Annotated in this window: 19 protein-coding genes and 1 pseudogene; 6 read left to right on the forward strand and 14 right to left on the reverse strand. The window is 35.6% G+C overall.

Features of this window, described 5'->3' with window-relative positions:
• Positions 1 to 259: 259 nt before the first annotated feature.
• Positions 260 to 1,084, forward strand: coding sequence for a 5'-nucleotidase, lipoprotein e(P4) family (locus QWZ06_RS20440; protein ID WP_290300868.1), 825 nt, complete (start codon positions 260 to 262; stop codon positions 1,082 to 1,084).
• Between the two features lie 95 nt (positions 1,085 to 1,179).
• Here QWZ06_RS20440 and QWZ06_RS20445 read toward each other — a convergent pair whose 3' ends face one another.
• The 14 genes and pseudogenes from QWZ06_RS20445 to QWZ06_RS20510 form a co-directional block, all read right to left on the reverse strand.
• Entirely contained in the window at positions 1,180 to 1,809 is a 630-nt protein-coding gene (locus QWZ06_RS20445; RefSeq protein ID WP_290300869.1) for an SMI1/KNR4 family protein, read from the reverse strand.
• A gap of 705 nt (positions 1,810 to 2,514) precedes the next feature.
• The gene (locus QWZ06_RS20450; RefSeq protein ID WP_290300870.1) at positions 2,515 to 3,147 is read right to left on the reverse strand and encodes an MgtC/SapB family protein; all 633 of its coding nucleotides are present in this window, start codon (positions 3,145 to 3,147) and stop codon (positions 2,515 to 2,517) included.
• 118 nt (positions 3,148 to 3,265) lie between these two features.
• Entirely contained in the window at positions 3,266 to 3,541 is a 276-nt protein-coding gene (locus tag QWZ06_RS20455; RefSeq protein WP_290300871.1) for a hypothetical protein, read from the reverse strand.
• 65 nt (positions 3,542 to 3,606) lie between these two features.
• Positions 3,607 to 4,110 (reverse strand): SH3 domain-containing protein, encoded by a 504-nt coding sequence (locus QWZ06_RS20460; protein ID WP_290300872.1) that lies wholly within the window; start codon positions 4,108 to 4,110, stop codon positions 3,607 to 3,609.
• Between the two features lie 20 nt (positions 4,111 to 4,130).
• Positions 4,131 to 4,958 carry a 50S ribosomal protein L11 methyltransferase gene (gene prmA / locus QWZ06_RS20465; RefSeq protein WP_290300873.1) on the reverse strand — a complete coding sequence of 276 codons (828 nt, stop codon included), beginning with the start codon at positions 4,956 to 4,958 and terminating at the stop codon, positions 4,131 to 4,133.
• A 578-nt stretch (positions 4,959 to 5,536) separates the two neighbouring features.
• On the reverse strand, positions 5,537 to 6,250 hold the full coding sequence (locus QWZ06_RS20470; protein ID WP_290300874.1) for a 3-ketoacyl-ACP reductase: 714 nt from the start codon (positions 6,248 to 6,250) through the stop codon (positions 5,537 to 5,539).
• 384 nt (positions 6,251 to 6,634) lie between these two features.
• Positions 6,635 to 8,199 (reverse strand): annotated as a pseudogene (locus tag QWZ06_RS20475) (calcineurin-like phosphoesterase C-terminal domain-containing protein).
• 49 nt (positions 8,200 to 8,248) lie between these two features.
• Positions 8,249 to 8,413 (reverse strand): SusD/RagB family nutrient-binding outer membrane lipoprotein, encoded by a 165-nt coding sequence (locus QWZ06_RS20480; RefSeq protein WP_290300875.1) that lies wholly within the window; start codon positions 8,411 to 8,413, stop codon positions 8,249 to 8,251.
• Positions 8,380 to 9,699, reverse strand: coding sequence for a SusD/RagB family nutrient-binding outer membrane lipoprotein (locus tag QWZ06_RS20485; protein WP_290300876.1), 1,320 nt, complete (start codon positions 9,697 to 9,699; stop codon positions 8,380 to 8,382). Before QWZ06_RS20485 ends, QWZ06_RS20480 begins: the two co-directional genes overlap by 34 nt.
• 11 nt (positions 9,700 to 9,710) lie before the next feature.
• Positions 9,711 to 11,432 (reverse strand): TonB-dependent receptor domain-containing protein, encoded by a 1,722-nt coding sequence (locus tag QWZ06_RS20490; protein WP_353960025.1) that lies wholly within the window; start codon positions 11,430 to 11,432, stop codon positions 9,711 to 9,713.
• Positions 11,429 to 12,685, reverse strand: coding sequence for a TonB-dependent receptor plug domain-containing protein (locus QWZ06_RS20495; RefSeq protein ID WP_290300877.1), 1,257 nt, complete (start codon positions 12,683 to 12,685; stop codon positions 11,429 to 11,431). The genes QWZ06_RS20490 and QWZ06_RS20495 overlap by 4 nt, the downstream gene beginning before the upstream one ends.
• A 228-nt stretch (positions 12,686 to 12,913) precedes the next feature.
• The gene (locus tag QWZ06_RS20500) at positions 12,914 to 13,126 is read right to left on the reverse strand and encodes a hypervirulence associated TUDOR domain-containing protein (protein WP_290300878.1); all 213 of its coding nucleotides are present in this window, start codon (positions 13,124 to 13,126) and stop codon (positions 12,914 to 12,916) included.
• A gap of 149 nt (positions 13,127 to 13,275) precedes the next feature.
• A complete protein-coding gene (locus QWZ06_RS20505) occupies positions 13,276 to 14,022 on the reverse strand; it encodes a glycerophosphodiester phosphodiesterase family protein (RefSeq protein WP_290300879.1) in 747 nt (248 codons plus the stop codon).
• Positions 14,023 to 14,183: 161 nt separating this feature from the next.
• A complete protein-coding gene (locus QWZ06_RS20510) occupies positions 14,184 to 17,279 on the reverse strand; it encodes a TonB-dependent receptor (protein ID WP_290300880.1) in 3,096 nt (1,031 codons plus the stop codon).
• Positions 17,280 to 17,519: 240 nt separating this feature from the next.
• Here QWZ06_RS20510 and ligA point away from each other — a divergent pair, with 240 nt between their 5' ends.
• The 5 genes from ligA to QWZ06_RS20535 all read left to right on the forward strand — a co-directional run bounded on the left by ligA (position 17,520) and on the right by QWZ06_RS20535 (position 25,261).
• Positions 17,520 to 19,526: an NAD-dependent DNA ligase LigA gene (gene ligA / locus QWZ06_RS20515; RefSeq protein WP_290300881.1), complete on the forward strand. Its 2,007-nt coding sequence runs from the start codon at positions 17,520 to 17,522 to the stop codon at positions 19,524 to 19,526.
• Between the two features lie 158 nt (positions 19,527 to 19,684).
• Positions 19,685 to 20,563 carry a leucine-rich repeat domain-containing protein gene (locus QWZ06_RS20520; RefSeq protein ID WP_290300882.1) on the forward strand — a complete coding sequence of 293 codons (879 nt, stop codon included), beginning with the start codon at positions 19,685 to 19,687 and terminating at the stop codon, positions 20,561 to 20,563.
• Between the two features lie 122 nt (positions 20,564 to 20,685).
• Entirely contained in the window at positions 20,686 to 22,389 is a 1,704-nt protein-coding gene (locus tag QWZ06_RS20525; protein WP_290300883.1) for a T9SS type A sorting domain-containing protein, read from the forward strand.
• 254 nt (positions 22,390 to 22,643) lie between these two features.
• Positions 22,644 to 22,988, forward strand: coding sequence for a leucine-rich repeat domain-containing protein (locus tag QWZ06_RS20530; protein WP_290300884.1), 345 nt, complete (start codon positions 22,644 to 22,646; stop codon positions 22,986 to 22,988).
• Between the two features lie 119 nt (positions 22,989 to 23,107).
• Positions 23,108 to 25,261 carry a DUF7619 domain-containing protein gene (locus QWZ06_RS20535; protein WP_290300885.1) on the forward strand — a complete coding sequence of 718 codons (2,154 nt, stop codon included), beginning with the start codon at positions 23,108 to 23,110 and terminating at the stop codon, positions 25,259 to 25,261.
• Positions 25,262 to 25,298: the final 37 nt, after the last annotated feature.

Consider the following 25,298-nt stretch of genomic DNA (forward strand, 5'->3'; position numbering starts at 1 on the left):
TTTGGTTTTTAAACTTTATTTATTAATTGTAAAAACTTAGAGGCACAGTTAGAGCATCCCGATTTTCTATCGGGACGGTCAAAGGTTCGAATCCTTTCGCGCTCACTGAAACCTCACAGTTTTTTACTGTGAGGTTTTTTGGTTTTAAAATAAGTTGAATATTCTGAGCTCATTATAAATTGAGGAGAGTCAATCTGCATCGAAAATAGTTGTAATAAAAATCAAATTGTTATAATTTTGCTCTCTCTATTTTAATTCAATGAAAAATTTCAAGTTCATTATCGCAAGCTGTGCTTTTGCATTGACTCTTTCGTGTAAAACAGCTACTCCAGTTTCCCAAATATCTATTCAGGATGCACCTTATCAAAATCTTGGGCGTGACGGGAAAATATATGCAGCATTTTATCAGCAACGTTCTGCAGAATATGAAGCTCTTTGCCTTCAAGCTTACAATATCGCTAAACTTCGTTTGGATGAAGCTTTGGCTCAAAAATCAGAGAAGCCTTTGGCTATTATCTCAGACATTGATGAGACCTTTTTAGACAACTCTTATTATGCCGTTGAGCGTGCTAAGATGGGAAAAGATTACGATCAAAAAACATGGGAAGAATGGACGGCTAAAGGCATCGCCAAGCCATTGACTGGTTCTCAGGAGTTCTATCAGTATGCAGCAAGTAAAGGAATACAGGTTTTCTATGTGACCAACCGTTTGGAACAAGAGCGCACAGGAACTTTAAACAACTTAAAAAAATACAATTTCCCTATTCAAAAAGAGACTAATCTTATTGTTCGATTTAAAGAAAGCAGTAAGGAAAACCGTCGACTTGATATCGCTAAAAACTATAATATTGTTTTATTACTAGGCGATAATCTTGCCGATTTCTCTAACTTATTTGATAAAAAATCTGAAACTGAGCGATCAGCAGCAGTGAAAAACTCTGCTAATGAATTTGGTAAAAAATTCATTATTATTCCTAATGTAGGATATGGAGACTGGGAGGCTTCATTTTACAATTACAAATATGATTACACCCCTTCGAAAAAAGACTCTTTAATGTACAATGCTGTAAAGGCAACTCCTTAACAGATAATCTGACATTTATTATATTTTCAAAAATACAAAACCCTTGCAGCCTTTTACTGTAAGGGTTTTATTATTTCAGAACCAAATGATCCATCTTACTTATTTTCATCCAAACGATTCCATTTCATACTATCCTGCCAGTTGATAATATCAATAGAATCATCTGCCTCCAGGAAATGATTTCCATCTTCCAAAGCATCTTCATGGAGATGATATAATTCTTTATCCAAATCTATGATAAATTGGTGAACCAAATCACGTATAGAATCAGCGACCAACATCCCCACTTCATACTCATCATCAATAAAAATCACTTGTCCATAAGTTCCTCCAATACCTGGATCCAAATCAATATATAATCCAGTGTGTGCCCCATCAAACGCAAACCTGATCCAATCAGGATTACAAATATTATCTGGTTTAATTTCCTGATCGTTTTGTTGTAAAGACACTTGTTCTCGCTCTCCTCTATTTTCTTTATCCTGAAGCATTTCTTCTACAGTATAAAAACTCATTCCATAAAATAAACTTCCAAGATTTTCATCATCATTCATCCCATTATGCCATAAATAAAGTTGTTTAAAGTCATCCGGCAAATCTTTGCCTATGCTTTTGTTAAACTGACCCCACTGTTCTTCTGCAACAGGAGGCTGTAGAGAATTCGTTACAATTTTTGGAGCATTTTCGGAGAGCCATCGTTCAATTGTCCTGAAGGATTCTTTCATAGCAGATATATTTATCTCTAAAATAATCAATTGATTTTAAATCAAATAAGTCTATATTTACAATAATAATGAATAAAATCAGTCAACATCAATTTTCTTCTATATTGGGTGGTATCTCCATCTCTTGTCTGATTATAGTAATTGTTTCCTATTTTGGAGGCTTTAAGGGTGTTGATTTCTTATTAGGAATACTACTCCTTATCATATCTACTGTTTCTGTTTCAATAGCTATTATTTTAAACAAGCGTCATTCGCTATGGTGGATAATCCTTTTAATGAATATTACGGTCTTTATTCTCTTTATCTTTCTTTTTTATCATTTCTCACTTCCCAATTAGTATTATTTTCTAGTGCAGCAATAGTTCCATACGGTTCACCGCATGAAAATTACGTTTCATTGGTCTATTTTGCGGAATCAGATGAACTTTTATGCAGATGAACTTCAATTCGTGGTACTTTTACAGGGATAATCTTTAATCGGGAGACCGTTATAAAAGTTAGTTTTAATTAGTATTAAGGAAACATTGGTTAAGCATCAATAAAAATCTTTTTTGTGCAAATATTCCTTGTAGCCATTTATGGCTAAACTATACACTTAATCATGTTTGGGTAGGATTGGTTTATTCCAATCCTATTTTTGTTTTTGCATACCTATCGTTTAGCCTAAAACAAAGCCTTCACATTGATGTAAAGGCTCTTTTATTTTTAAAACTTAAATTCGTCTATGGCGGGATCATTCAATAGTATTTTTGTACAGATCTCATGATTTTTGGCAGCTCCCTGTACTCTCCACATTGCTGTATATTTTTCTCCACTTCTCATTTGTTTTCCTCTGATAGATTTTAACCCATTTTCTTTAAAAAGGGTTTCGTATCTTTCCATAACCCCATCTTCATAAGGAAGAGTGATCTGATAGATATATCGGGTACTGATCCTGTCAATAATACCCTGGATATATTTGAACATAATAAGCAATAAAAACACAACTATTGAACCGATTGTAGCTTCCTCATAATATCCAGCTCCTATTGTCATCCCCAATGCCGCGCAGATCCATATCGTAACAGCCGTTGTAAGCCCCGAAACTCGGTTATCTTCCTTAAAGATTACCCCAGCTCCCACAAAGCCTATTCCTGTAATAATATTGGCTGCAATACGATCCGGGCTTCCCGACTCACCGAGGTTCATAGAAAGCATGGTAAAGATACAAGCTCCCAAGGTCACTAATATCATGGTCCGCAACCCTGCCGATTTCAGTTGATATTCTCTTTCAATCCCAATTATACCTCCTACAACCACCGAAAACAAAATGGGAAGGATGTTATCTAACAAATTCATTTGCTTTGTTTTTTCTCTGGTTAAATGTATTTGATTTTTTTCAATTGAGAAATAGGTATTTTGATCAAAAAAACCGCTGTATAATGACAACGGTTTTATTTATTTTAAACAAAAAAGCTTACTTAAGTTTATAAGAACTTCCATTCCAAAGATAAGTTTTGGAAGAACGTTTTTTCTTCTCTCTATCTTTATCATCTGTTTCCATATCTTCTACCTTCAGGATAAATGCATTAGAAATGCCTCCTTTATCATTAGGAAAAACATATTCTTCACTGTGATAATATGCTCCGGCATCACCTACATTCATCAGTTGAGGTAGCGTAATAAGCTTTTTATCCTTATAAAGCACATATTGATCATAGGTTGCAATACCACAAGCCTCACCGGACACCATTGCCTTTAAGGTAAATTCTATATCCTGTAATTTATGGTTGCTTTCAATGCCAAAAGAAGCTGTACTTAATTCCTCTCCTTTCCGGTATCAAAATATACCTCATCAATGAGGGTATTACCTTCCATCACTTTTATTCCGGCAATGTTCTGTTTATCAATTTCATTCAAAGTCTTAGTTTTTCTATTTACAGTCTTTGAAAGTCCGAAAAGAAAGTCATATCCATTTTTATTGCGGTATCCCACACATAGGTTTCCACCCCAAATATAGCCGTCAGTCATCATCTCTCCTTTCTGATAAGAAATTTTATACCAGTGAGCTCTTCTTTCTCCCAATTGCAAGACGGGTAATGCCTCTTCTTTTTCAAGGATCATTATCTGTTGATTGCTCTGCAATGAATCCAAAATCTGTGCATTCACACCCGGTTCTTTTCTTACCCTTGTCCAATCTGTAAAAATCTTCTGGCTTTTATTTTCCGGAAAGTTGAAAACACCATCTGCATATACTTCATTTTCCTGTGCTGCAAACAGCTGCAACATCAATAAAAATAAAGCCGTTAATAAGGTTTTCATATTTGTATTTCGTTTTTTATTTACTTTTCAAGCAACAGGCTTACCCATTCTTCTCTCTGCAACTGCTTCTTCAATGTAAGACCACTTTCTTTGCATACTTCCAGAATATCATCCACATCAAAGAAACAAAGCCCCGAAAGCAATAATTTCCCACCATCGTTCAATACCGAAACATAGGTTGGAATGTCTGAGATCAGAATATTTCTATTGATATTAGCTAGAATGATATCGAAATTTTCACTTCCTAAATTATCTGCAGTTCCCTGCTCAATTTCCAGCTCAACATTGTTTCTTACTGCGTTTTCTTTCGAGTTTTCTACAGACCACTCATCGATATCAATAGCTTTTGTATCACCAGCTCCTTGTTGTTTTGCGTAGATTGCCAATACAGAAGTTCCACATCCCATGTCCAAGACTTTCTTACCCTTGAAATCAATATCCATCATCTGCTGGATCATCAGGTGTGTTGTAGGGTGATGCCCTGTTCCAAATGACATTTTAGGTTGAATGATAATTTCATGCATTCCTGGTACCGACTCATGGAATTCTGCTCTGATTAATACTTTATCATCAATGTTGATAGGTGAAAAGTTTTTTTCCCACTCTTCATTCCAGTTGATATTAGGCATTTCTTCAAAGGAATACTCAATTTTTACATTTTCATTTTCAAAGATCGGAAGTGCTTTAAGCTGATCTTCATTAAATAAATCAGTCTGGATATATCCTAAAATTCCGTGAATTTCTTCTGTGAAACTGTCAAAACCTATTTCAATAAGCTCTGCCATTAATATCTCGTTCCAAGGTTGCAATGGAGAAATCTTGAAATTGAATTCTAAATAATTTTGCATGTGAATAATTTGCTGCAAAAATACTAATGTTATCACGGTTAAAAAAATGGAAAAGGTAAGTTTTGAATAAAGCTGGAGGATTTTGTGTTCTATTGAATGGCTAAAACCTGATTCTATTGATTTTTTATCTCTCACGGATTATGCAGATGATGTGGATTGAAAACTGTATGGTATATTTAGGTTTTGGCTAAAGCCATTGGAATTGCATATTATAAAGAAAGCGGGCTAAATCCCGCTTCTATTGAATTTTTATCTCTCGCAGATTATGCTGATAACGCAGATTGGAAACTGTAGGTTGTGTTTAGGTTTTGGCTAAAGCCCATGGAATTTGATATCATAAAGAAAGCGAGCTAAAGCCCGCTCCTATTGAATTTTTATCTCTCGCAGATTATGCTGATAACGCAGATTGGAAACTGTATGGTCTATTTAGGTTTTGGCTAAAGCCATTGGAATTGCATATTATAAGGAAAGCGGGCTAAAGCCCGCTTCTATTGATTTTCTTTAGGTATCATTTAAAATAAAATTGGATGAGTTGTTTTACGACAACTTTAAACCTTGAATTTTAAACTTTAAACCTCTTATGGATTGGTAGAGAAAATAGAGCCGTTAGCAATTAATGCTCTTCTGTTCATTTTCAGGATATCTCTCACCCATTCTGCAAAATCTTCAGGTTGTAAAACTTTGTCAGGATTTCCGTCTGTAAGCCCACCTTGGATACTCATATCAGAAGCGATGGTACTTGGCGTAAGAGTGATTACACGGATGTTTTGCTTTCTCCATTCCGCCATCATTGACTGAGATAAAGAAACTACTGCTGCTTTTGAAGCTGCATATGCAGACATATTTGGTCCCCCTTTTAATCCTGCAGTAGAAGCAACGTTTACGATATCTCCTTCTCCTTTCGCCTTCATGAATGGATGAACTGCTTTAGCGGCATAGTATACTCCAAATAAATTGGTTTTGATTACCTGCTCCCAAGTTTCAGATGGCATCTCTTCAATTGTTCCGAAATCTCCGATTCCTGCATTGTTTACAAGAATATCAACCCCACCCAGTTTTTCAGCTAAAGTTTCAATTCCTGTTTTTACTGCTGCTTCATCATCAATTGTAAATACTGCATATGCAGAGTTTACTCCTAATTTTTGGATCTCGTCAACTGTATTTTTAAGATTTTCTTCGTTTCTTCCTGTAATGGCAACGTTCACACCTTCATTCGCCAGAGCTAATGCTACAGCTTTCCCTAATCCTCTTCCACCACCTGTTACAATGGCATTTTTTCCGTTTATATTCATAGTGTAATACTTTTCGTAAGACAAAGTTACGAAAGAACATTTTTATGGAATGGAAAGAAAGGATATTTAATAGTTTTTTAATGGTTTCTAGAGGAATATTGAAAACTTAGATTTTAATAAAACCACAAAAGGCACAAAAGTTTAAAACACTTTAGTAAAATAAAAGCTATCATAGATGCTGTTGAGAAGAGCACTTAAGTTTTATAAAAATCTATGATTTTATCTTATGTGAACTTTCATACAAATCTTTACTATTCTAAAAACAATACAATAATCTTTTGTCGCTTTTGTGGTTCATCATTTTTAAGCCCCAGCAAAAAATAAAACCGGCTCATGATGAGCCGGTTCCAAAATCTAAAAAAAGTATAGTAAAAAATGAAAAGCTTAAGGAATCTGAATGGCATTCTGTACTTCAAATTCTTCTGAAGCGGAGAATTGATTTCCATACATATCTACGGCTCTCACCTCAACTTTATGTTTTCCTAATGTCAGTTTCTTAGGAAAGTCTGCTTCCCAGATATGTTTTGACATTTCAGGGTTAGAAGGTCTTCTTCCTGGTAGGATTTTCTCAGTTGTATCCCATTTGAAAACGGAAAGCGCAAAGTTGGGATCTATGGTTTCGTCGTATTCCATTTGTTCCCATTTTCCATTATCTATTCTGTACTCCACTTTGTCTTTTTTGCTTCCCATAAAGAAGTTGGCCAACACTTTAGCAGAGGTTTTGGAAGGGAACGGAATTACTTTCGGAACATATAATTTGATCTGATAATCCTCCGGCTTTCCGGCTGTCTTGTATTTTACTTTGTATTGGTTATCGGTAAAGCTGATAAAAGAATAGCCTTTTGCTGTCCCATCTCTCATGGTTGAAGTAGGAAGCCCTTCTTCATCCGCTGTTCCGGAATACCAGTCGCCACAAGTGGTTCCAACGTTATATTCATGAAGTTCTTTACTCCCGTTCCAGCCTGCTTTTTACCATAGAAAATCTGCTGCTGAATGTGGGTATGTGCTGATAAAAGCAATACATTTTGGAAAGGATTCAGGAAATCAAATAATTTCTGACGATCTGCATTTCTGAAGCTATCTTCGTTATTATGCTCCAGCGGAATATGGAAAGACACTACGATCAGTTTGTTTTTATCAACCAATTTCAGGTCATTTTCAATAAACTGAAGCTGATCTTCACGGAATCCACCCCAATATCCTTTTCCGTCTCTCGGATCGGGATATAGGATATCATCCAGGATAATAAAGTGTACATTTCCGTAATTAAAAGAATAGTTGGCAGGACCAAAATTGGATTCAAAGGTTTCGTCTGAAAGCTGATCTTCTTTGGCATCATAGTTCATGTCATGATTTCCCATCACATTATACCAAGGCAATCCTACTTCTTTCATTACCTCAGCATAAGGTTTCTGAAGGCTTAGGTTATCGCCTACCAAATCTCCTAAACTGATTCCCAACACCGCATTTTTCTTGGTGTTTCTCACTTCGTTTACGATTCCTCTTTTGAAATAATCCAGCTCTTTCTCTGTATAAGGCTGTGGATCCCCGAAAACCAGAATATCAAAGTTTTTATTTTCATCCTGTTTGTAAAGCGGAAAGTTCAGTTCTTTGGGTAGCTCACCTGTTGGAGCAACGCCTTTGTATTTAAAATCAGCCGGAGAACCTTTTGGCTTATGATGATAATAAAATTGAGGCAAGTTATTGCTGTTTAAAGCTGTTTGGTATCCTGAGGGCTTGACGACAAAAATGGTCTGATCTTCCTGAATAGGTAAACTGTAACGTCCATTTTTATCCGTTAAGACTACCTGAACTCCATTAGAAACAGCTACTCCTTCAATTCCTTTTTCACGGTTTTCTTTCTTTTGATTCTTATTACTGTCTTCATATACATATCCTGAAACCGAAGACTGGGAAAAAGCCATTGCTGACACCAGCATACAAGGCATTAAAAATTTTATATTAATACTCATCTTTTATTTTTTTTATTGATTATACTTATTTACTCCACCAAACTTTTACATTGATATCATCACCGCCCATCTGCTGAACTGCTGCCTGATAATTCTCTTTGTTTAAAACTCTTGTATTAGGTGGATACATCAATCTTTGAGGAAGATTCCCGCCATTTAAGAGCCCGCCATTATTAGGAAGTACCGGCAACCCTGTTCTTCTCTTTCAAACCATTGCTGATGGTCTACAAAAAATAATGCAACATATTTCTGAAGCATAATTTTCTTCATATCTCCTGTTCCAAATGCTACCACGGGATTATCAAAATAATTAGCAGGAACTACAGCTCCCCATTGTTCTATAGCTGCTTTTACTCCATTTTCGTAAAACGTCTTTGCACTTCCCTGGATGATTCCTTTAAATGCCAATTCTGCTAATGTAAACTGAAGCTCAGCGTATGGATATACTAAAATTTTAAGAGGTGCCTTCGCCAGGTTTTGGTTAAGGTTTGATGGCTGATAGGTAAATACAGTACCTTGTGCATATCCTGATGGTGCTCCTAAATATCCTAAGTTAGCATTCGTTTTTGGGTCTTTTGCCTGCGAGAAAAACAATGCCATACGTGGATCATTATTGGCCTTCAATGTCTCTACAAAGAATTCTGAAGCGGCTCTACCTGTCGTAAAATCCTGAGGTCTTGCAATAGGCGGCATCAATGGGAAGATTCCAGTAAGATCAACTTTTGCTCCTTCTGCATTATTCTGGAAAATGGGATATGTTGTCGGGTTATTAATAATTTCCTGAATTCTTTCTCTAACATTTACTTCACCATCTTTATTTAAGATCCTGATCAAAAGTCTTAGAGAAAGAGCATTACAGAATTTTTTCCAGCCAATGATTCCATTAGGATCTGAATCTGCTTTAAAGAACAAATCTCCCCCGGTAAGTGTTTTATTGGTAATGAAAAGAGAATTGGCTGCTTTCAAATCATCCAATAATTTAATATAAATATCTTTTTGTCTATCGAACTTCGGATACATGACCTTATCATCCAGTTGTGACGCTTCAGAAAATGGAACATCTCCATAAGTATCGGTAAGATTGGAATAGATCCAGGCATTTAATACCATCGAAATGGCCTGATAATTTTTGTCCCCTTCAGAAATCGCTGCTTTTTTAAGGTCATCTACCTGTTTTAGCCATCGGTAGGAATTGTCCCAGAAGCCGTTTCCTGTTTTTTCTGTTAAATAATAGCGGCTCAAAGAGTTTCCTTCGTTCGGAAAATCCAAAGAAACCTGCATGATATCAAAGGTAAAATCGTTTGCTCTATTGTAGCCTACAGTTGCCATATTATATTGGATAGGAACCAACAATGCACTGGCAACAGGCACATTAATTCTACTGGTATCTTTATTGATCTCATCAAGGCTTCTGTCGCACGAAACAGTACTGCCCACAAGAGCTAGAAATGAACATATATAGATTAACTTTTTCATTTTTTTTGATTTTAAAATTTAACGTTTACCTGGAAACCAATAGTTCTGGCCTGAGGCATCTGCCCCATCTCAATTCCTGGTGTGATTGTAGAATCATCTAAAGTAGCGGCCTCCGGATCAAATAATGGGAATTTCGTCCACATCCAAAGGTTTCTTCCAAATACTGCAAGGGTAATATCTGTAACTTTTAAAGGTTCCACAATTGATTTTGGGAAAGAGTAAGAGATTCTGGCATCTCTTAACTTAAGGAATGAAGTATCAAATGAGTTGGTTTCCACATTGGCTCTTCTGTAATAATCTCCATAATAGGTAGCAACCGGAATTCCTTTTGTATTGGGAGAAAAAGTTCCGTCAGGATTTTGCACAACTCCCTGTCCAACGATCAACCCTCCAGGATTATCTCTTCCTACAAGGGTATGAGTAAGCTTCCCTTGCTCTGACATTTTGTGATGGGAATGAGAGTAAGCAATTCCTTTGTACTGCCCATCAAATGAGAAACTCACTGTAATATTTTTGTATCTGAATTCATTTTGAAGGCCTGCTCTCCATTTCGGATAAGCATTCCCTATCTTCTTCATTTCCGTTGATTTGGCCGTTAATCCATCTTTCGCGTCATAAATTACCTGTCCATCCGGTGAATACAATAATCCTGCACCATACATATCTCCAAGAGAACCTCCAACTACGGCATCATAGAAAACTACGCTTCCCACACTTGCCATTGTATAAGGTTTCCCCTGATATTCTTCCGGAAGGGAAAGGATCTTGTTTCTGTTCATGGACCAATTAGCACTTATATTCCATGAGAAGTCTTTATTCTTGATCGGATAGGCATTTAAGGTCATCTCAATCCCTCTGTTTCTCAGTTCACCGGCATTGATAATTCTCTTGTTATATCCTGTTTCAAGCAACATCGGAATAATAATAGACTGATCCTTGGAATTATTCTGATACGCTGTAAAATTGAATGTTAATCTGTTTTTAAGAAGAGTAAAATCCATACCGCCTTCAATATTGGTAATCATCTCCGGCTTCAGATTCGGATTCGGATATAATAACGGAGATTCTACAGATCCTACAAAACCACTATTTTCATAATACTTGTCCAACATATAGGTATAAGTATCATTTCCTACTTTAGACCATGATAATCTCAGCTTCCAGAAATTTAAATTGTCTGATTTTAGCTTAAAGATATCCGATAATATAAAGGATGATGATAAAGAGGGATAGAAATAAGATCTGTTATGAGCAGGAAGTGTGCTGCTCCAGTCATTTCTGGCTGTCACATCAAGGAAAATCATATCTTTATAACTGAAATTGGCCAATGCGTACACACTGTTCACCTGATTGTCATTAGGTTTTGGCAGCTTATACTCTACCTGAGTAGCATTAGACAGCTGATAAAGACCTGCTTTATTAAGTCCGTTTCCTCTGTAATCATTCATCGTATATTCATGATACCTGATATTTCCTCCGGCAGAGGCTGTTACCCCAAAGTTTCCGAATTTATTTTTATAGGTGAATAAAATATCATTATTCAGATCCATATATCGGATGTATTGTTCTCTATAATATCCCTTAGCATAGTTGGCAGAACTCCATGGTCTTCTTTGAGTACGAAATTCATTGTTCCATTCCAGCCCTGTTTTATAGGCTACATCAAGGTTTTTTGCCAGCTGGTAACTAAGATTAATATTTCCTGTAATTGTTTTTTTATTGGTACCATTCAGGTTTCGTACGCAATCAGGTAAGGATTGTCAATATAAGAACTGAAAGGATGAATCTGATCTACCTGATCCTGTCCTTTTTTCCAGATAGGTCTATACCAGGCAAGATCTACGTTTGGATTCTGGAAAATCATAAAATAGGAGATCGACTGATTGTTGTAACCTGTTGCAGGAAGATTATCACTTTTTGTCTGACTAAAATTGACCTTAGTTCCTATTTTCAATCTGCTGCTTAGTTTATGATCTAAGGATAACGCTGCACTAAATCGGTCTAAACCTGTATTCGGCATCATCCATTCATTTTTCAGGTAGGTAAGTGACGTTCTGAATGCTGTCGTTTCATTAGAATGTTCTATTGATAAACTGTTTGAATAATTGGATCCTACCTGCCAGAAGTCTTTAATGTTATTTTTATACGGTCTCCAAAGCTGTCTTTCCAGGCTTTGGCCTTCTATAGTTGGATCGTATTGGAAAAAATATTGTCCTGCAAACTTTGGTCCAAAGGCACTACTGGTAGAACCTGTATTTACCCCATCAGCAGAAGCTCCATAAGAATAATAGTAGTTCCCATTTTTATCTTTCTGTTGGGTTCCTTGCCCATATTCATACTGATAATCCGGCCATTTCAACACTGAATCATAGCTTGAATAAGAATTAAAAGCAACCTGAACTTTTCCTTTTTTATTTTTCCCTGATTTGGTGGTAATCATGATGGCTCCTCTGGAACCTCTGGAACCGTACAATGCTGATGCTGTAGGCCCTTTCAAAATAGAAATGGATTCAATATCATCAGGGTTAATGCTATTGAAGCTGTCTCCATAATCAATGGGTAAATCCCCCCCCGAACCGGCTCCATAAGCTGCTGTTCCGGTTCCTGTTTTTCTTCCACTCAAAGGAACGCCATCCACAACAATCAAAGCATCATTATTCCCCATACTCATAGAAATATCTCCACGAAGCGTGATTCGGCTTGTGCCTAAAGGCCCTGCTCCAGCGGTTTGAATCTTTAAACCAGCTACTTTACCTTCTAAAGCCTGCGCCCAGTTATTATTCTGAGTTCTTAAAACCTCATCAGAACTAATAGTCTGGGTAGAGTACCCTAAAGACTTGTCGTGCCTTTTGATTCCCAAAGCAGTCACCACTACTTCATCAAGTCCTTTAATCGTATCTTTTTTAGCTTTCTGCTGAGCTGTCAGATTAACGCTGAATAATCCTAACAGTGACAAAACCAACAACTTTTGTGTCTCTTTACGCATATCCTTTTGTTTGCGCAAAATTAAAACGACATTATGAGTATGATTTTAACAACCTTTTAACGTTTATTAAAGGTTTATTGAATAATATATTAAATATTCCTTAACAACATTAGATACAATATTGGCTAACAATCGTTTAAGAAATTAAGAATTTTTAACACTATTTCCAGATCTTGTTTATTTATGTATCTTTATTGTCTTGCCCTGAGATAATAATCAAGAAATCCTCTAACTTATTTTTGTAAGTGCAGATCCTTTATGAGCGGCAATATGCTCCGATTTATCACTTTTAATTTCATATTGTGGACTGCTTTCTGTAGCATGATGAGTATATCCTTTATAATTAAAGTCTTTTGTATGAATTCTGATGATGGTTCCGGATACTTTCCCCGCTTCTGAGTTCCAGCTCACTTTATCTCCTATTTTGAACTCTGTATCCATAACTTTTATGTTTTAACCGATGAGAATAAAGTTACGATAAATACTGTTGAAATTTTATGATCTGATAAGGCTCCAGAATTACTATAAAACAAAAGCCTACCCTTACAAGGATAGACTTTGAAAATTATTGGTTGCTGTTTTAGCTTCTATTATTTATTTTTCAGCTGCTCAGGAATGTTTGTTGTGACAAAGCCAATTCCCTGCTTTTTTAATTCATCATATATTGCCACATCATTCACCGTCCATGAATTGGTAATAAGTCCTAAAGCTTTTGCTTCAGCAATCCATGTTGGATTTTTCTGGAAAATACTGTAGTGATAATCCATCCCATCTAATCCTTCTTTTTTGATCTGCTCAGGTGATAATTCTCCGTTCAGATATTGTACTTTAAATGCTGGTGCCAGTTTTTTGATCTCTTTACAGATATTCAGGCTGAAAGAAATGAATTCACTTTGGGATTCCAGTTTCATATCCTTAATCATCTTGATGGTCTTCTGGGTGATTTCATTTTCGATTTCAGGAGTTTTAGCTGGTTTTATTTCTACAATCAGCTTTAGAGATTTATCTTTTTTCCCTTGCTTTAAATAATCTTTCAGTGTAGGAAATTTCTCTCCATTTGATAATTTTAAAGCTTCCAATTCTTTAAATGATGTTTCAGAGATTTCCATTTTACCGTGGTGCTCGTCATGGTTAATCACCAATACACCATCTTTTGTCATTCTCACATCGAATTCAGATCCATAAACCTTCAAATTCTGAGCATTCTCCAATGATTTAATCGAATTTTCAGTTGTAGGCGGTTGAGCCTGAAAATATCCTCTATGTGCGATAATCTGAGTTTGTGCTTTCATCAAAACTGTACTTAAAACTGCTAACCCTAAGATAAAATTTTTCATAATATAATTTAGATAATTAAAACAAAGTCCTGAAACTTTTGATAAAGGTAATTATTATTAGGACTTATTGAGAAATATAAACCACAAAAGAAAGGCCTTAATAAAGTATTTTAGAATACCATTCTTTAAGAAACCTGTCTTTTGTGGATACTAACTATTGATTAAAAACTATACTTTGCTCCAATCTGAATCTGATATGGATTTCCGGACAGAGGTGCTAATCCGTTACCACTCACATTTTTTGTATATTCAAATCTTTTGGTAACCGGATCAAAACTTTTGATTCTATACATAGAGGTATTTCCATAGGACTCATTCACGCCCCATTCCTTATTAAGCAGGTTGGCTACGTTGAAGATATCAACTGAAAGTTCAAATGCACCTACTTTATCAAATTTTATTTTCTTCGCGATACGCAAATCCCAAACTCCATAAAATCCATTCTTACCACCGTTACGTTCTGCAATTTTACCATTGTATTCACTCACATAATCTTTCAATGCTTTTCCTACATTAGGATCATCCAGGATAGATTGGGCTATATTCGGGAAGATATACGCAAGGTCATTGCTATCCACAAAATCTCCGTTAATGTTTCCTCCTGCCGTCATAGAGAAACGCGTTCCACCGATTCCAGAATATCTGATTCCGAGTGTAAATCCAGCAATAGTAGGTGAGTTACCATAGATAACCACCTTATTACGGAACTGGTTATCAGAATATGTCATTCTCAAATCTCTCGGATCTCCTTGAACCATTGTAGATAATGTGGCTGAATTCGCTACATTTCCGTTGTATGAAGTATTGTCTTTAATATCAGACCAGGTATAACTTGCAGTAATTTCTCCATCTTTCCAATAACGGTAACTGGTATCTACTACAAATGAAAACTGATTGACTTTACCATCACTTACCAGCTCCAATACTCTTCCGAAATTATTATTGATTCTTCCTTTTTTCCAGTCAATTTTTGCGCCGTCTATTGCAGAGGTAGGAACATACACTCCTCTTCCCCCTTCATTATCCAATGTAAAGAATGGGTTCGCAACCATATTTCTGTCATAGTAATAATAGTTATTTCTACCCAAGGCCATATAGGCTGCCAATCCTGCTCTGAATCTATCATTAAAGAAGTGGGTATAAGAGATATTCGCTTTGTAAACGATTGGGATTTTAGCATCTTTACCGGTATAGTTGATGGTTGGAACCTGATCCTTAGTAAGTGTAGGAACTGATCCGTAATTATTCCTATAGCTATTGAAATCCGGTGTCAGCCCAGCAACTGCAGGATCTACATCTACTGTTGCCAAGTGCTTTCCGTCAAATACCAGATTATTGATAATCATATAATTGTTGATATCTGAAGAGAATACCCCTGCTCCAAACTTCAGGAAGTCTTTATTTTGTTCGTTGATATTCCATTCAAACTGGAATCTTGGCTGAATGACGAAAGATTTGATCTTATTATCCGTTCTGATCCCCATTTCATCAAGCAATTTCTGATTGAGTTCTGCTTTTGGATATCCTCCATAATCTAATCTCAGACCAGCCATCAAATCTAAGCCTTTTGCAATTTTAGTCTGGAATTGTCCATAGACACCAATATTCCAGATATTAGATCTTACAGACGGATCATCCATTAAAGGTACTTCTCTATAAAACCTGTAAGGCTTAAGATTATCAAAATTATCAAGACTGCTTATTTTTTTATCCGGATCATCTTTAAAGTGGAATCTTCCGTTGACCTCACTTCCGTAAACAGATTTCGAAGTGGTATACATCAAATCTGCACCGAAGGTATATTTTACTTTATCTGTGTTGTAGTATAAATTATCTACAATCTGGAATACATTATTTCTAAAGCTTTCCTGAGCAAAACGATGTCCACCGATTTGGATATTCGTAGACCCGGCACTTGATGCTACTCCTTCAACAATAGCTCTTGGTACAGGTCTTCCTAATTCATCATTTTGATAACTATTCTGGAAAGTATATAAATACTGTGCTTTCAATTCATTCGTTAAATTAGGCTTTAAGTTTGATCTTAAAGTCAATAACAAGCTGTTGTCAAGGTTTTTATCATTTCCGTATGATTCAAAAAAATTGATACTGGTGTTATCACCAAGTCCATTTTTATTCAGATCGTAAGTAAAATTGTTTCTTAAAGTCAACAAATGTTTCTCATTAATCTGCCAGTCTAAACGTAGAAATGCAGCATCAGAGTTTCTTACTTTATCAAAGCTTCCGAACTGTGGAGTGTTTCCTACTCCATATTTAGATCTTGCAATGTCTAAAAATTTATTAAGCGTTTCAGTGGTGGTATTGAATCTTTTTTCATCATCTTTAGACCTGATATCTGCAATAATCAAAGGTCTTGAATCCAGCTGGTGATCCCATGCTGCAAAGAAGTGAAGTTTATTTTTGATGATTGGTCCCCCTAAAGAGAATCCGAACTGGGAAGTAGAAAAATCATTCTGTCTTTTATTTCCTCTGATGTCATAAGGACTAGAAAGCCAATTAGCTCTTAAGTATTCCCAGGCACTTCCGGAAAATTTATTGGTTCCTGATTTGGTAACAGCACTTACTGTACCACCACCACTTCTCCCCAGTGTCACATCATATTGGTTGGTGGTAATTTTAAATTCACGTACAGCTTCAATTGAGATAGAAAAAGGCGCACCACTTCGGCTGGTTGTAGATCCTGCAGATGTTGGGTTTTTAGCTGTCATCCCGTCAATGGTAAAGTTGGTAGAAGACCCCAGTTGTCCGGAAAGGTTTCCACCTTTGCCACTTAAGGGGGATAGCTCTGTAAGATTAGTAAAGTTTCTTCCGTTTACTGGTAAGATACCGATGTTCTTCGCAGAAATAGCTGTTGCGGCTCCCAGGTTTCCGATTTTGTTTTTCAGGTTTCCGGTAATCTTTACTTCTTCAATATGTTTTTCATTACCCAAATCCATGTTCACCGTTACCTGATCTCCGAAATTTACATTGTAGCCTTCTCTTTTATCATCATTTACGATCACCGTATAAGGTCCTCCCAAAGGAATCTCTTTAAAGATATATTCTCCTTTTGAGTTCGTTTCTGTTTCCGTTCTGAATCCTGTAGATTCATTCACAATGGTCACTTTCACTTTTTCCTGAGCAGAACTCCCCGGTCCGGTTACTTTTCCTACAATAGAAGCTTGCGTAGTCTGTGCATACGCTATTGTTCCAAATCCTAAAAACAACAGCCCCAGTACAATCTTTACTTTTTTCATTTCTTCAAATTAGATGTGCAAAGGTATTTTTACTTTAAGAGGCATCTGTTTAAGGGAGTTTTAACATTTTTTTAATTAAATTAAAACGATATGTTAAATTATTTTAAACAACTGTTTTATTTATTACAAAACCAGTTGATTGAAGCATATTACAGATTCTTAATTTTCCTATACTATTTAATTCTATTATTTTTTAAATGAAATTACTTTAGCTATTTTTGCTCAAAAGAGATAAACCCGATGTCTGAAAACATTCAACAAAAAATAGAACAGCTCCGTAAAGAGCTGCACCAGCATAACGAAAGCTACTACCTTTTGGATACTCCTACTGTTACAGATTACGAATTTGATATGTTATTGGAGGAACTTCAGGATCTGGAAGCCAAACATCCTGAGTTTTATGATGAAAACTCACCAACCATGCGTGTAGGTGGTGGTATTACAAAGGTATTCCCTACTATTCAGCATAAATTCAGAATGTATTCTCTGGATAATTCCTATGACTTTGATGATCTTGAAGATTGGGAAAAGAGAATTATCAAAACCATTGATGAACCTGTAGAATTTGTAGCCGAACTAAAGTATGATGGTGCTTCTATTTCTATTCTGTATGAAAACGGAAAGCTTACACAGGCTGTAACTCGTGGCGATGGTTTCCAGGGTGATGAGATCACTCCAAATGTGCGTACGATTTCTGATATTCCGTTGACATTGAAAGGTGATTTTCCTTCGCAATTCTTTATGCGTGGTGAAATTTATTTAACGAGAAAGAATTTTGACAAGCTTAATAAACTTCGTGAAGAGGAAGGATTAGATCCATTCATGAATCCTAGAAATACGGCAAGTGGAAGTTTGAAAATGCAGGACAGTGCTGAGGTAAGAAAACGTTCTCTTTCTTCTGTATTGTATCAATTTATTTCTGAAGATATTCCTGCTGAAACACACTGGGAATTGCTACAAAAGGCACAAGGCTGGGGATTCAAAACATCTCAACAGGCAAAGCTTTGTAAAACATTGGATGAGGTAAAAGAATTTATCACATTCTGGGATACAGAACGTCATAACCTACCATTCGAAATTGATGGAATTGTACTAAAAGTAAATTCTTTACAGCAACAAAGACAGCTTGGATACACAGCCAAATCCCCGCGTTGGGCTATGGCTTATAAGTTTAAAGCCGAAAAGGTAGAAACTGAGCTTCAAAGTGTTTCTTATCAGGTAGGAAGAACCGGAGCGATTACTCCCGTGGCTAATTTAAAGCCTGTTTTGTTGGCTGGAACGATTGTAAAAAGAGCATCTCTGCATAATGAAGACATCATCAAAAAGCTTGACCTTCATGAAAATGACTTCGTCTATGTAGAAAAAGGAGGCGAAATTATTCCAAAGATCGTTGGCGTAAATACGGATAAGAGAACGGATGAAAGCAGAGAGATAGAATATATCAAACACTGCCCGGAATGTGGAACGGAACTGGTAAAAATTGAAGACCAGGCGATTCATTTCTGCCCGAACGAACTTCACTGCCCGCCACAGGTTGTGGGAAGAATGATTCACTATGTTTCAAGAAAGGCTTTGAACATAGATAATCTGGGAAGCGAGACGATTGAACAGCTTTACAGAGAAAAACTGATTGAAAATCCTGCTGATTTCTATGTTTTAACGAAAGAACAACTTCTCCCACTGGAAAGGATGGCAGAAAAGTCTGCTCAGAATATCATCTCAGGGATTGAAAAGTCTAAGGAAATTCCATTTGAAAAAGTATTGTACGGAATCGGGATCAAGCATGTAGGTGAAACGGTTGCTAAAAAACTGGTTAAAAACTTCCCTACTATAGAGGAATTAAAAGCTGCTACTGTTGAAGAGCTTTGTCAGGTAGAAGATATTGGTGCTAAGATCGCTGTAAGTATTGTAGATTTCTTCCAGAATTCTGAAAATATACTGATGATTGAGCGTTTAAAATCTTATGGAGTACAACTTGAAAAAGGAGAAAGTACCAATGAGATTTTGTCTAACGTTCTTGAAGCAAAAACATTCCTTTTCACCGGGAAATTATCACTATTTACCAGAGAAGCTGCTGAGGAAATGGTAGAAAAACATGGCGGAAAGAATATTTCTGCCGTTTCTAAAAACCTCAACTATCTTGTGGTTGGAGAAAAAGCAGGAAGCAAACTGAAAAAAGCTCAGGATATAGGAACGATTGAAATTCTGGATGAGCAACAATTCCTGGATTTGATTGAGAAACAATAATAAAATTCAAATAATTATTAAATAAGCCACGAAATCTTTCGTGGCTTATTTATTTTCACAAAAAATACAATCGATTAGCAACTAAACCATAATAAAATTTTAAAAAAAATAAAATCAATTCATTAAAAGTTTATTTTTGTTAAAAATTAAACTAAACCATGAAAAAAATTTACTTAGTCTTTCTGATGACTATGTTCTCCGCCCTACAGGCACAAATCGTTACGATTCCTGATGTTAAATTAAAAAACAAACTTTTATCTTCAACGGCTACAAATAATATTGCAATAAATTCCACAGGAAGCAGTATTAAGATAGATGCCAATAATGATGGTGAAATTCAGCTGTCTGAAGCTCTCGCCGTTGAGAAACTGTACGTTGAGAATTCTACAATCGTTAATATAAGTGGTCTTGAAGCATTTTCAAATGTGAAAGAATTAAATTTAATGAGTAATAATTTAATCTCAGCATCTCTCAGTTTTCCTGAACTTAAATCTCTGAATATCTCTTATAACTATCTGACTTCTATAAATATTACTAATTGCCCTCTTCTCCAATCAATAGACATCACAAACAACAATCTTTCAACACAGGCTCTTACCAATAACTCTTTAGTCAATTTATATACCGGCGGTGATGAGTTGCATCATTTAAATCTACAAGGAATTCCAGCAGTAAAAAAAGTATCGATAAGCTATTCTAATCTTGAAACAATTAATGCCGCAAATATGCCTTTTTTGGAGGAACTTGAGATAGGCAATGCTCCAAATCTTTCACAATTTAATGTGAGCGGATCTTTAAAACTTAAGACTTTAAACATGAAATTTGTAGGTTTGAGTAATCTGGATCTGAGTAATCTTACAGGCCTTAAAACACTGGACTGTACCAATAATAAATTTCAGACAGCGATTCTTGACGGTTGTACTGCTCTTTCTTATGTCAAAATAGAAGACTGTTTCCTTACAACCATCAGCCTCAACAATGTTCCTTCGCTCAGTGTGGTGAGTCTTTCTAATAACAATCTTACTTCTGTAATTTAAATGACGTTTATTATCTTAATTTTTTAGAATGTAATAATAACCAACTTACGAATCTTACCATCAATAACGCACCTAATCTTTTAACACTGCATATTAATGTCAATAAGCTTTCGGCTCTTAATTTGTCTACAGCAACCAAGATCAAAAATTTAACATGCAGCACCAATAAACTATTAAGTCTGGATGTCAGCATGCTTACCAATCTTATTTCATTGCAATGTTCTGATAATCTACTTTCAGAGCTTGATTTCTCCAAAAATAAGGCAATGCAAGATGTAGCTTGTAACCACAACCCCAACCTCCAAAAAATCTCTTTAAAGAACGGGACATCTCAGGCGTCATATCTTACTTACTTATTTCCTAATCCAAAGCTTGCTTACATTTGTTGTGATGAAGATGAAATCAATTTTTTCAATATCTCTAATAATATTTACAATAATAATACAGAAATCAATTCATACTGTTCATTTACTCCTGGAGGAACATTTTACAACATCCAGGGAAACATAAAGGTAGATGGCAATAACAATGGCTGCGATGCCAATGATACCAACAAGGCTTCGCAAAAGTTTATCATCACAGGAAATGGTATTACAGGGACTGCGATTGCCAATACTTCCGGCAATTTTTCTATTCCGGTTCAGGCAGGCACTCATACGGTGACTCCGGTTCTTGAAAATCCTGCCTATTTCAATATTTCCCCTGCAAGTTTTACAGCAAGCTTCCCTCAACAGGTAAGCCCGTTTACTCAAAACATCTGTATAACTCCTAATGGTGTTCATAATGACTTGGAAACAGTCATTATACCTGTAACAGACGCTGCTCCGGGATTCGAATCAACCTATAAAATCATTTATAAAAACAAAGGAAATACCACACAATCAGGCAATCTGATATTTGCTTACAATGATAGTGTAATGGATTATATAAGTGCAACATTGTCACCATCTTCTCAATCTTTAGGAACATTGAACTGGAATTTCACCAATCTTCTTCCTTTTGAAACCAAAGAAATCGTCATTACAGTTAAGCTAAATACTCCAACACAAATCCCTGCTTTAAATGGTGGCGACATTCTGCATTATACAGCAAAAATCAATGGAGCAACAGATGAAACACCAACAAACAATAGTTTTACTTTAAATCAACTTGTGGTCAATTCTTTTGATCCTAATGATAAAACCTGTCTTGAAGGAACTTCTATTGCAAAAACCAAAGTGGGAGACTTTGTACATTATCTCATTCGATTTGAGAATACAGGAACAGCTAATGCCAGAAATATTGTAGTAAAAGATGAGATCGACACTTCGAAATTTGATATTTCTTCTTTAGTTACTTTGGATGGAAGTCACAGCTATGTCACAAGAATAACTGATCCTAATGTGGTAGAATTTATTTTCGAAAATATTCAATTACCTTTTGATGATGCTCATAATGAAGGATATATTTCATTTAAGATTAAAACAAAATCTACTTTAGCAGTGGGTAATAGTTTCAGTAATACAGCCAAGATCTATTTTGATTACAATTTTCCTATTGTCACCAATACTTATACAACATCTGTAATGGGTACATTGGCTACTGATGAGATCAAAAATGAGAAGAGTTTAATGAGTGTTTATCCTAATCCTGCAAAAGATATACTACACATCAATTCACCAACTGAAGTAATTAAAGCTGTAATCTACGATTCAGCCGGAAGAGTTGTTACTTCTATGGGTATAAAAGAAAACACTGTGAATATTTCGGAGTTGCCTAAAGGAAATTATCTGATTAAGATATTCTTAAAAGATAACGTTTCTGTTCAGAAGTTTATTAAAGAGTAACCCTTTAAAAATCGTTATTTATTAAAGATCAAAAGCTGTGAATTCTTCACGGCTTTTTTTAATTATTGCTACCATACCCATACTTTCTGTAAGTACAAATACCGGACTTAAATACTTTAAAATAAATACACTTAATTTTCAACAATAAGATTCAAATATTAAATTAAAATCAAACAAAATAGAATAATTTTAATTTAAAACATTAAAAATGAGTAAATTATTCATATATTTACATTAACCAACATCACTAAACCATGAAAAATATTTATTTTTTTGTGCTCTTACTAGCACAAGTATCTGCAGCTGCGCAGATCATTAATTTTCCAGATCCTGCATTCAAAGCAAAACTCGTCTCAGCAACTTCGGGGAATTATATTGCTTATAATCTCAATGGATCAGCGACTGCCATAGATACCAATAACGACGGAGAAATTCAGATAAGTGAAGCTCAAAACATCTCAAAGCTGTCATTTAGTGGTACTTCTATTACTGATATTATGGGAATACAGAGCTTTACTAACCTTACCTCTCTTAGTGTAATGGGAAATCCATTACTTACGACAGTGAATGTGAGTAATATGACCAATCTAAAGAGTTAGTTCTTTTCACCAACACCTTAAATGCGATCAATACACAAGGGTGTAACCAACTCGAAAGCTTCTCTTTTAGTGGCAATAGTGGTTCTATTTCGAATCTTAGTTTTTTACAAAACCCTTCTTTGAAAAAGCTTATCATGATGAAAAATACCAATTTGGACAATGTAGATCTTTCTAATCTTTCAGGGCTGGAAGATCTTTTTATTGGGGAAAGCACTAATGTGAACTTCACTAGCTTAAACCTATCTAATAATCTCAATCTAAAAAAGATTCACATTGACAAACCTAATCTAACTTCACTTATATTAGGTACATTAAACCAACTTCAACAAGTAATTATCAATAGAACCCAACTTACTTCTCTTGACTTTACCAATACTCCCCAGATCACAAATCTGACTCTTGATAAAAATCCAGCAATTAGTACACTTACGATTCAGAATAATAACAATTTAGAGTATGTACGAATTCAAAACAGTCCATTGCTTGCTTCAATCAGCGTTCAGAATAAGCCTACTTTACTAGGATTCACTCTATCCGCTACCAATGTATCTTCTTTAAATTTTTCAGGATCACCCAAAATATTCAGTATATCATTGGGCGATAATAAAATCTCCTCCTTAGATGTGTCACCCGTTACAGATCTTATCTTTCTCTCCCTAGGTGAAGATTTTCTTACAAGCATCGATGTAAGTCAAAATGCAAAACTGAGTTCTTTAAATGTAGCTGGTAATGCAATGACTACTGTAAATGTGAAAAATGGAAAACCTAATACGGAATTCAATGCCAGCCCGAAATCATTGACCCCGAATTTAGCTTATGTATGTTGTGACCCCAATAAAGTAAAATCAATCACCAATATGCTGCTTAGCTATGGACAAAATAATGTAGTTGTTAACAGCTATTGTTCTTTCGCTCCGGGAGGAACAACTTACCTTGTTCAAGGAAATACAAAACTTGATGTTGATAACAACGGTTGCGATATAACTGACCCTATTAAGGCATTCCAAAAATTCAATATTACCAATGGAAGCAATTCAGGCAGCTATATTGCCAATAACACAGGAAATTATTCTTTGCCTTTGCCAGCAGGTACACATACCATCACGCCTGTTGTTGAAAACCCTTCTTATTTTACGATCTCTCCTGCAAGTATTACAGCCAATTTTCCTACTCAGGCAAGCCCTTTATTACAAAACTTCTGTCTTGCTCCAAACGGAATTCACAACGATCTTGAAGTCGTGATTATCCCGACAACGTCTGCCATTCCAGGTTATCTTTCTCAATATAAGATGGTATATAAAAATAAAGGTAATTCGGTACAATCAGGAACGCTAACATTGAACTATAATAATAGCTTATCCAACTTTCAGTCTTCAACCCTTGCTCCAAGTACACAGTTACCGGGAGTTCTAAATTGGAACTTCACCAATCTTCTTCCTTTTGAAACGAAAGAGATTACAGTCACTTTAAAGTTGAATACCCCTACACAAACTCCTCCATTAAACAATGGTACTATTTTACAGTATAACGCTCAAATTAATGCAGGCACCGATGAAACCCCCAATGACAATATTTTCACACTGAACCAAAACGTTATCAATTCTTTTGATCCTAATGATAAGACTTGCCTTGAAGGAACTTCTATTGAAAAAATACAAGTGGGAGATTACGTTCATTACCTGATAAGATTTGAAAATACAGGAACAGCTAATGCTCGTAATATTGTGGTAAAAGATGAAATCGATGCCGCAAAATTTGATATTTCATCTGTGGTTGCATTAAGTGGAAGTCATAATTTTGTAACCCAAATCAGCCAACCTAATGTTATTGAGTTTATTTTCGAAAATATCCAGCTCCCTATTGATGATGCTAATAATGACGGATATGTTTCATTTAAGATTAAAACTAAATCTACATTGAATATTGGGGACAGCTTCAGTAATACCGCAAATATTTACTTTGATTATAATCACCCGATCATTACCAATACTTTCACTACAAGTGTTCTGAATAAAGAAATTCTCGCAACCTCTGAAACGAATGGAAAAATTGATCAGTTCATCATCTATCCAAATCCGGTAAAAGATATTCTCCATATAAAAACTAAAGAGGCAATCAACAAAATCGAAATTTATGATACTGCCGGAAGAGTTATTTCCTCTATAGGAACAAAAGAAAATTCAATTAATGTTTCGGAGCTGCCTAAAGGCAATTATCTGATTAAGCTATTCTTAAAAGATAAAGTTTCTGTACAGAAATTTGTAAAAGAGTAAACTTATCAAAACTACTGTATAATAAAGGCTGCGAATA

Source organism: Chryseobacterium tructae (assembly GCF_030409875.1).
Classification (GTDB): Bacteria; Bacteroidota; Bacteroidia; order Flavobacteriales; family Weeksellaceae; genus Chryseobacterium; species Chryseobacterium tructae.

Coding starts and splice junctions, on each gene's coding strand:
- QWZ06_RS20440 (WP_290300868.1), top strand. CDS start 260: ATGAAAAATTTCAAGTTCATTATCGCAAGCTGTGCTTTTGCATTGACT.
- QWZ06_RS20485 (WP_290300876.1), bottom strand. CDS start 9,699: ATGAAAAAGTTAATCTATATATGTTCATTTCTAGCTCTTGTGGGCAGT.
- QWZ06_RS20500 (WP_290300878.1), bottom strand. CDS start 13,126: ATGGATACAGAGTTCAAAATAGGAGATAAAGTGAGCTGGAACTCAGAA.
- QWZ06_RS20510 (WP_290300880.1), bottom strand. CDS start 17,279: ATGAAAAAAGTAAAGATTGTACTGGGGCTGTTGTTTTTAGGATTTGGA.
- QWZ06_RS20495 (WP_290300877.1), bottom strand. CDS start 12,685: ATGCGTAAAGAGACACAAAAGTTGTTGGTTTTGTCACTGTTAGGATTA.
- prmA (WP_290300873.1), bottom strand. CDS start 4,958: ATGCAAAATTATTTAGAATTCAATTTCAAGATTTCTCCATTGCAACCT.
- QWZ06_RS20470 (WP_290300874.1), bottom strand. CDS start 6,250: ATGAATATAAACGGAAAAAATGCCATTGTAACAGGTGGTGGAAGAGGA.
- QWZ06_RS20460 (WP_290300872.1), bottom strand. CDS start 4,110: ATGAAAACCTTATTAACGGCTTTATTTTTATTGATGTTGCAGCTGTTT.
- QWZ06_RS20450 (WP_290300870.1), bottom strand. CDS start 3,147: ATGAATTTGTTAGATAACATCCTTCCCATTTTGTTTTCGGTGGTTGTA.
- ligA (WP_290300881.1), top strand. CDS start 17,520: ATGTCTGAAAACATTCAACAAAAAATAGAACAGCTCCGTAAAGAGCTG.
- QWZ06_RS20520 (WP_290300882.1), top strand. CDS start 19,685: ATGAAAAAAATTTACTTAGTCTTTCTGATGACTATGTTCTCCGCCCTA.
- QWZ06_RS20530 (WP_290300884.1), top strand. CDS start 22,644: ATGAAAAATATTTATTTTTTTGTGCTCTTACTAGCACAAGTATCTGCA.
- QWZ06_RS20445 (WP_290300869.1), bottom strand. CDS start 1,809: ATGAAAGAATCCTTCAGGACAATTGAACGATGGCTCTCCGAAAATGCT.
- QWZ06_RS20455 (WP_290300871.1), bottom strand. CDS start 3,541: ATGGTGTCCGGTGAGGCTTGTGGTATTGCAACCTATGATCAATATGTG.
- QWZ06_RS20505 (WP_290300879.1), bottom strand. CDS start 14,022: ATGAAAAATTTTATCTTAGGGTTAGCAGTTTTAAGTACAGTTTTGATG.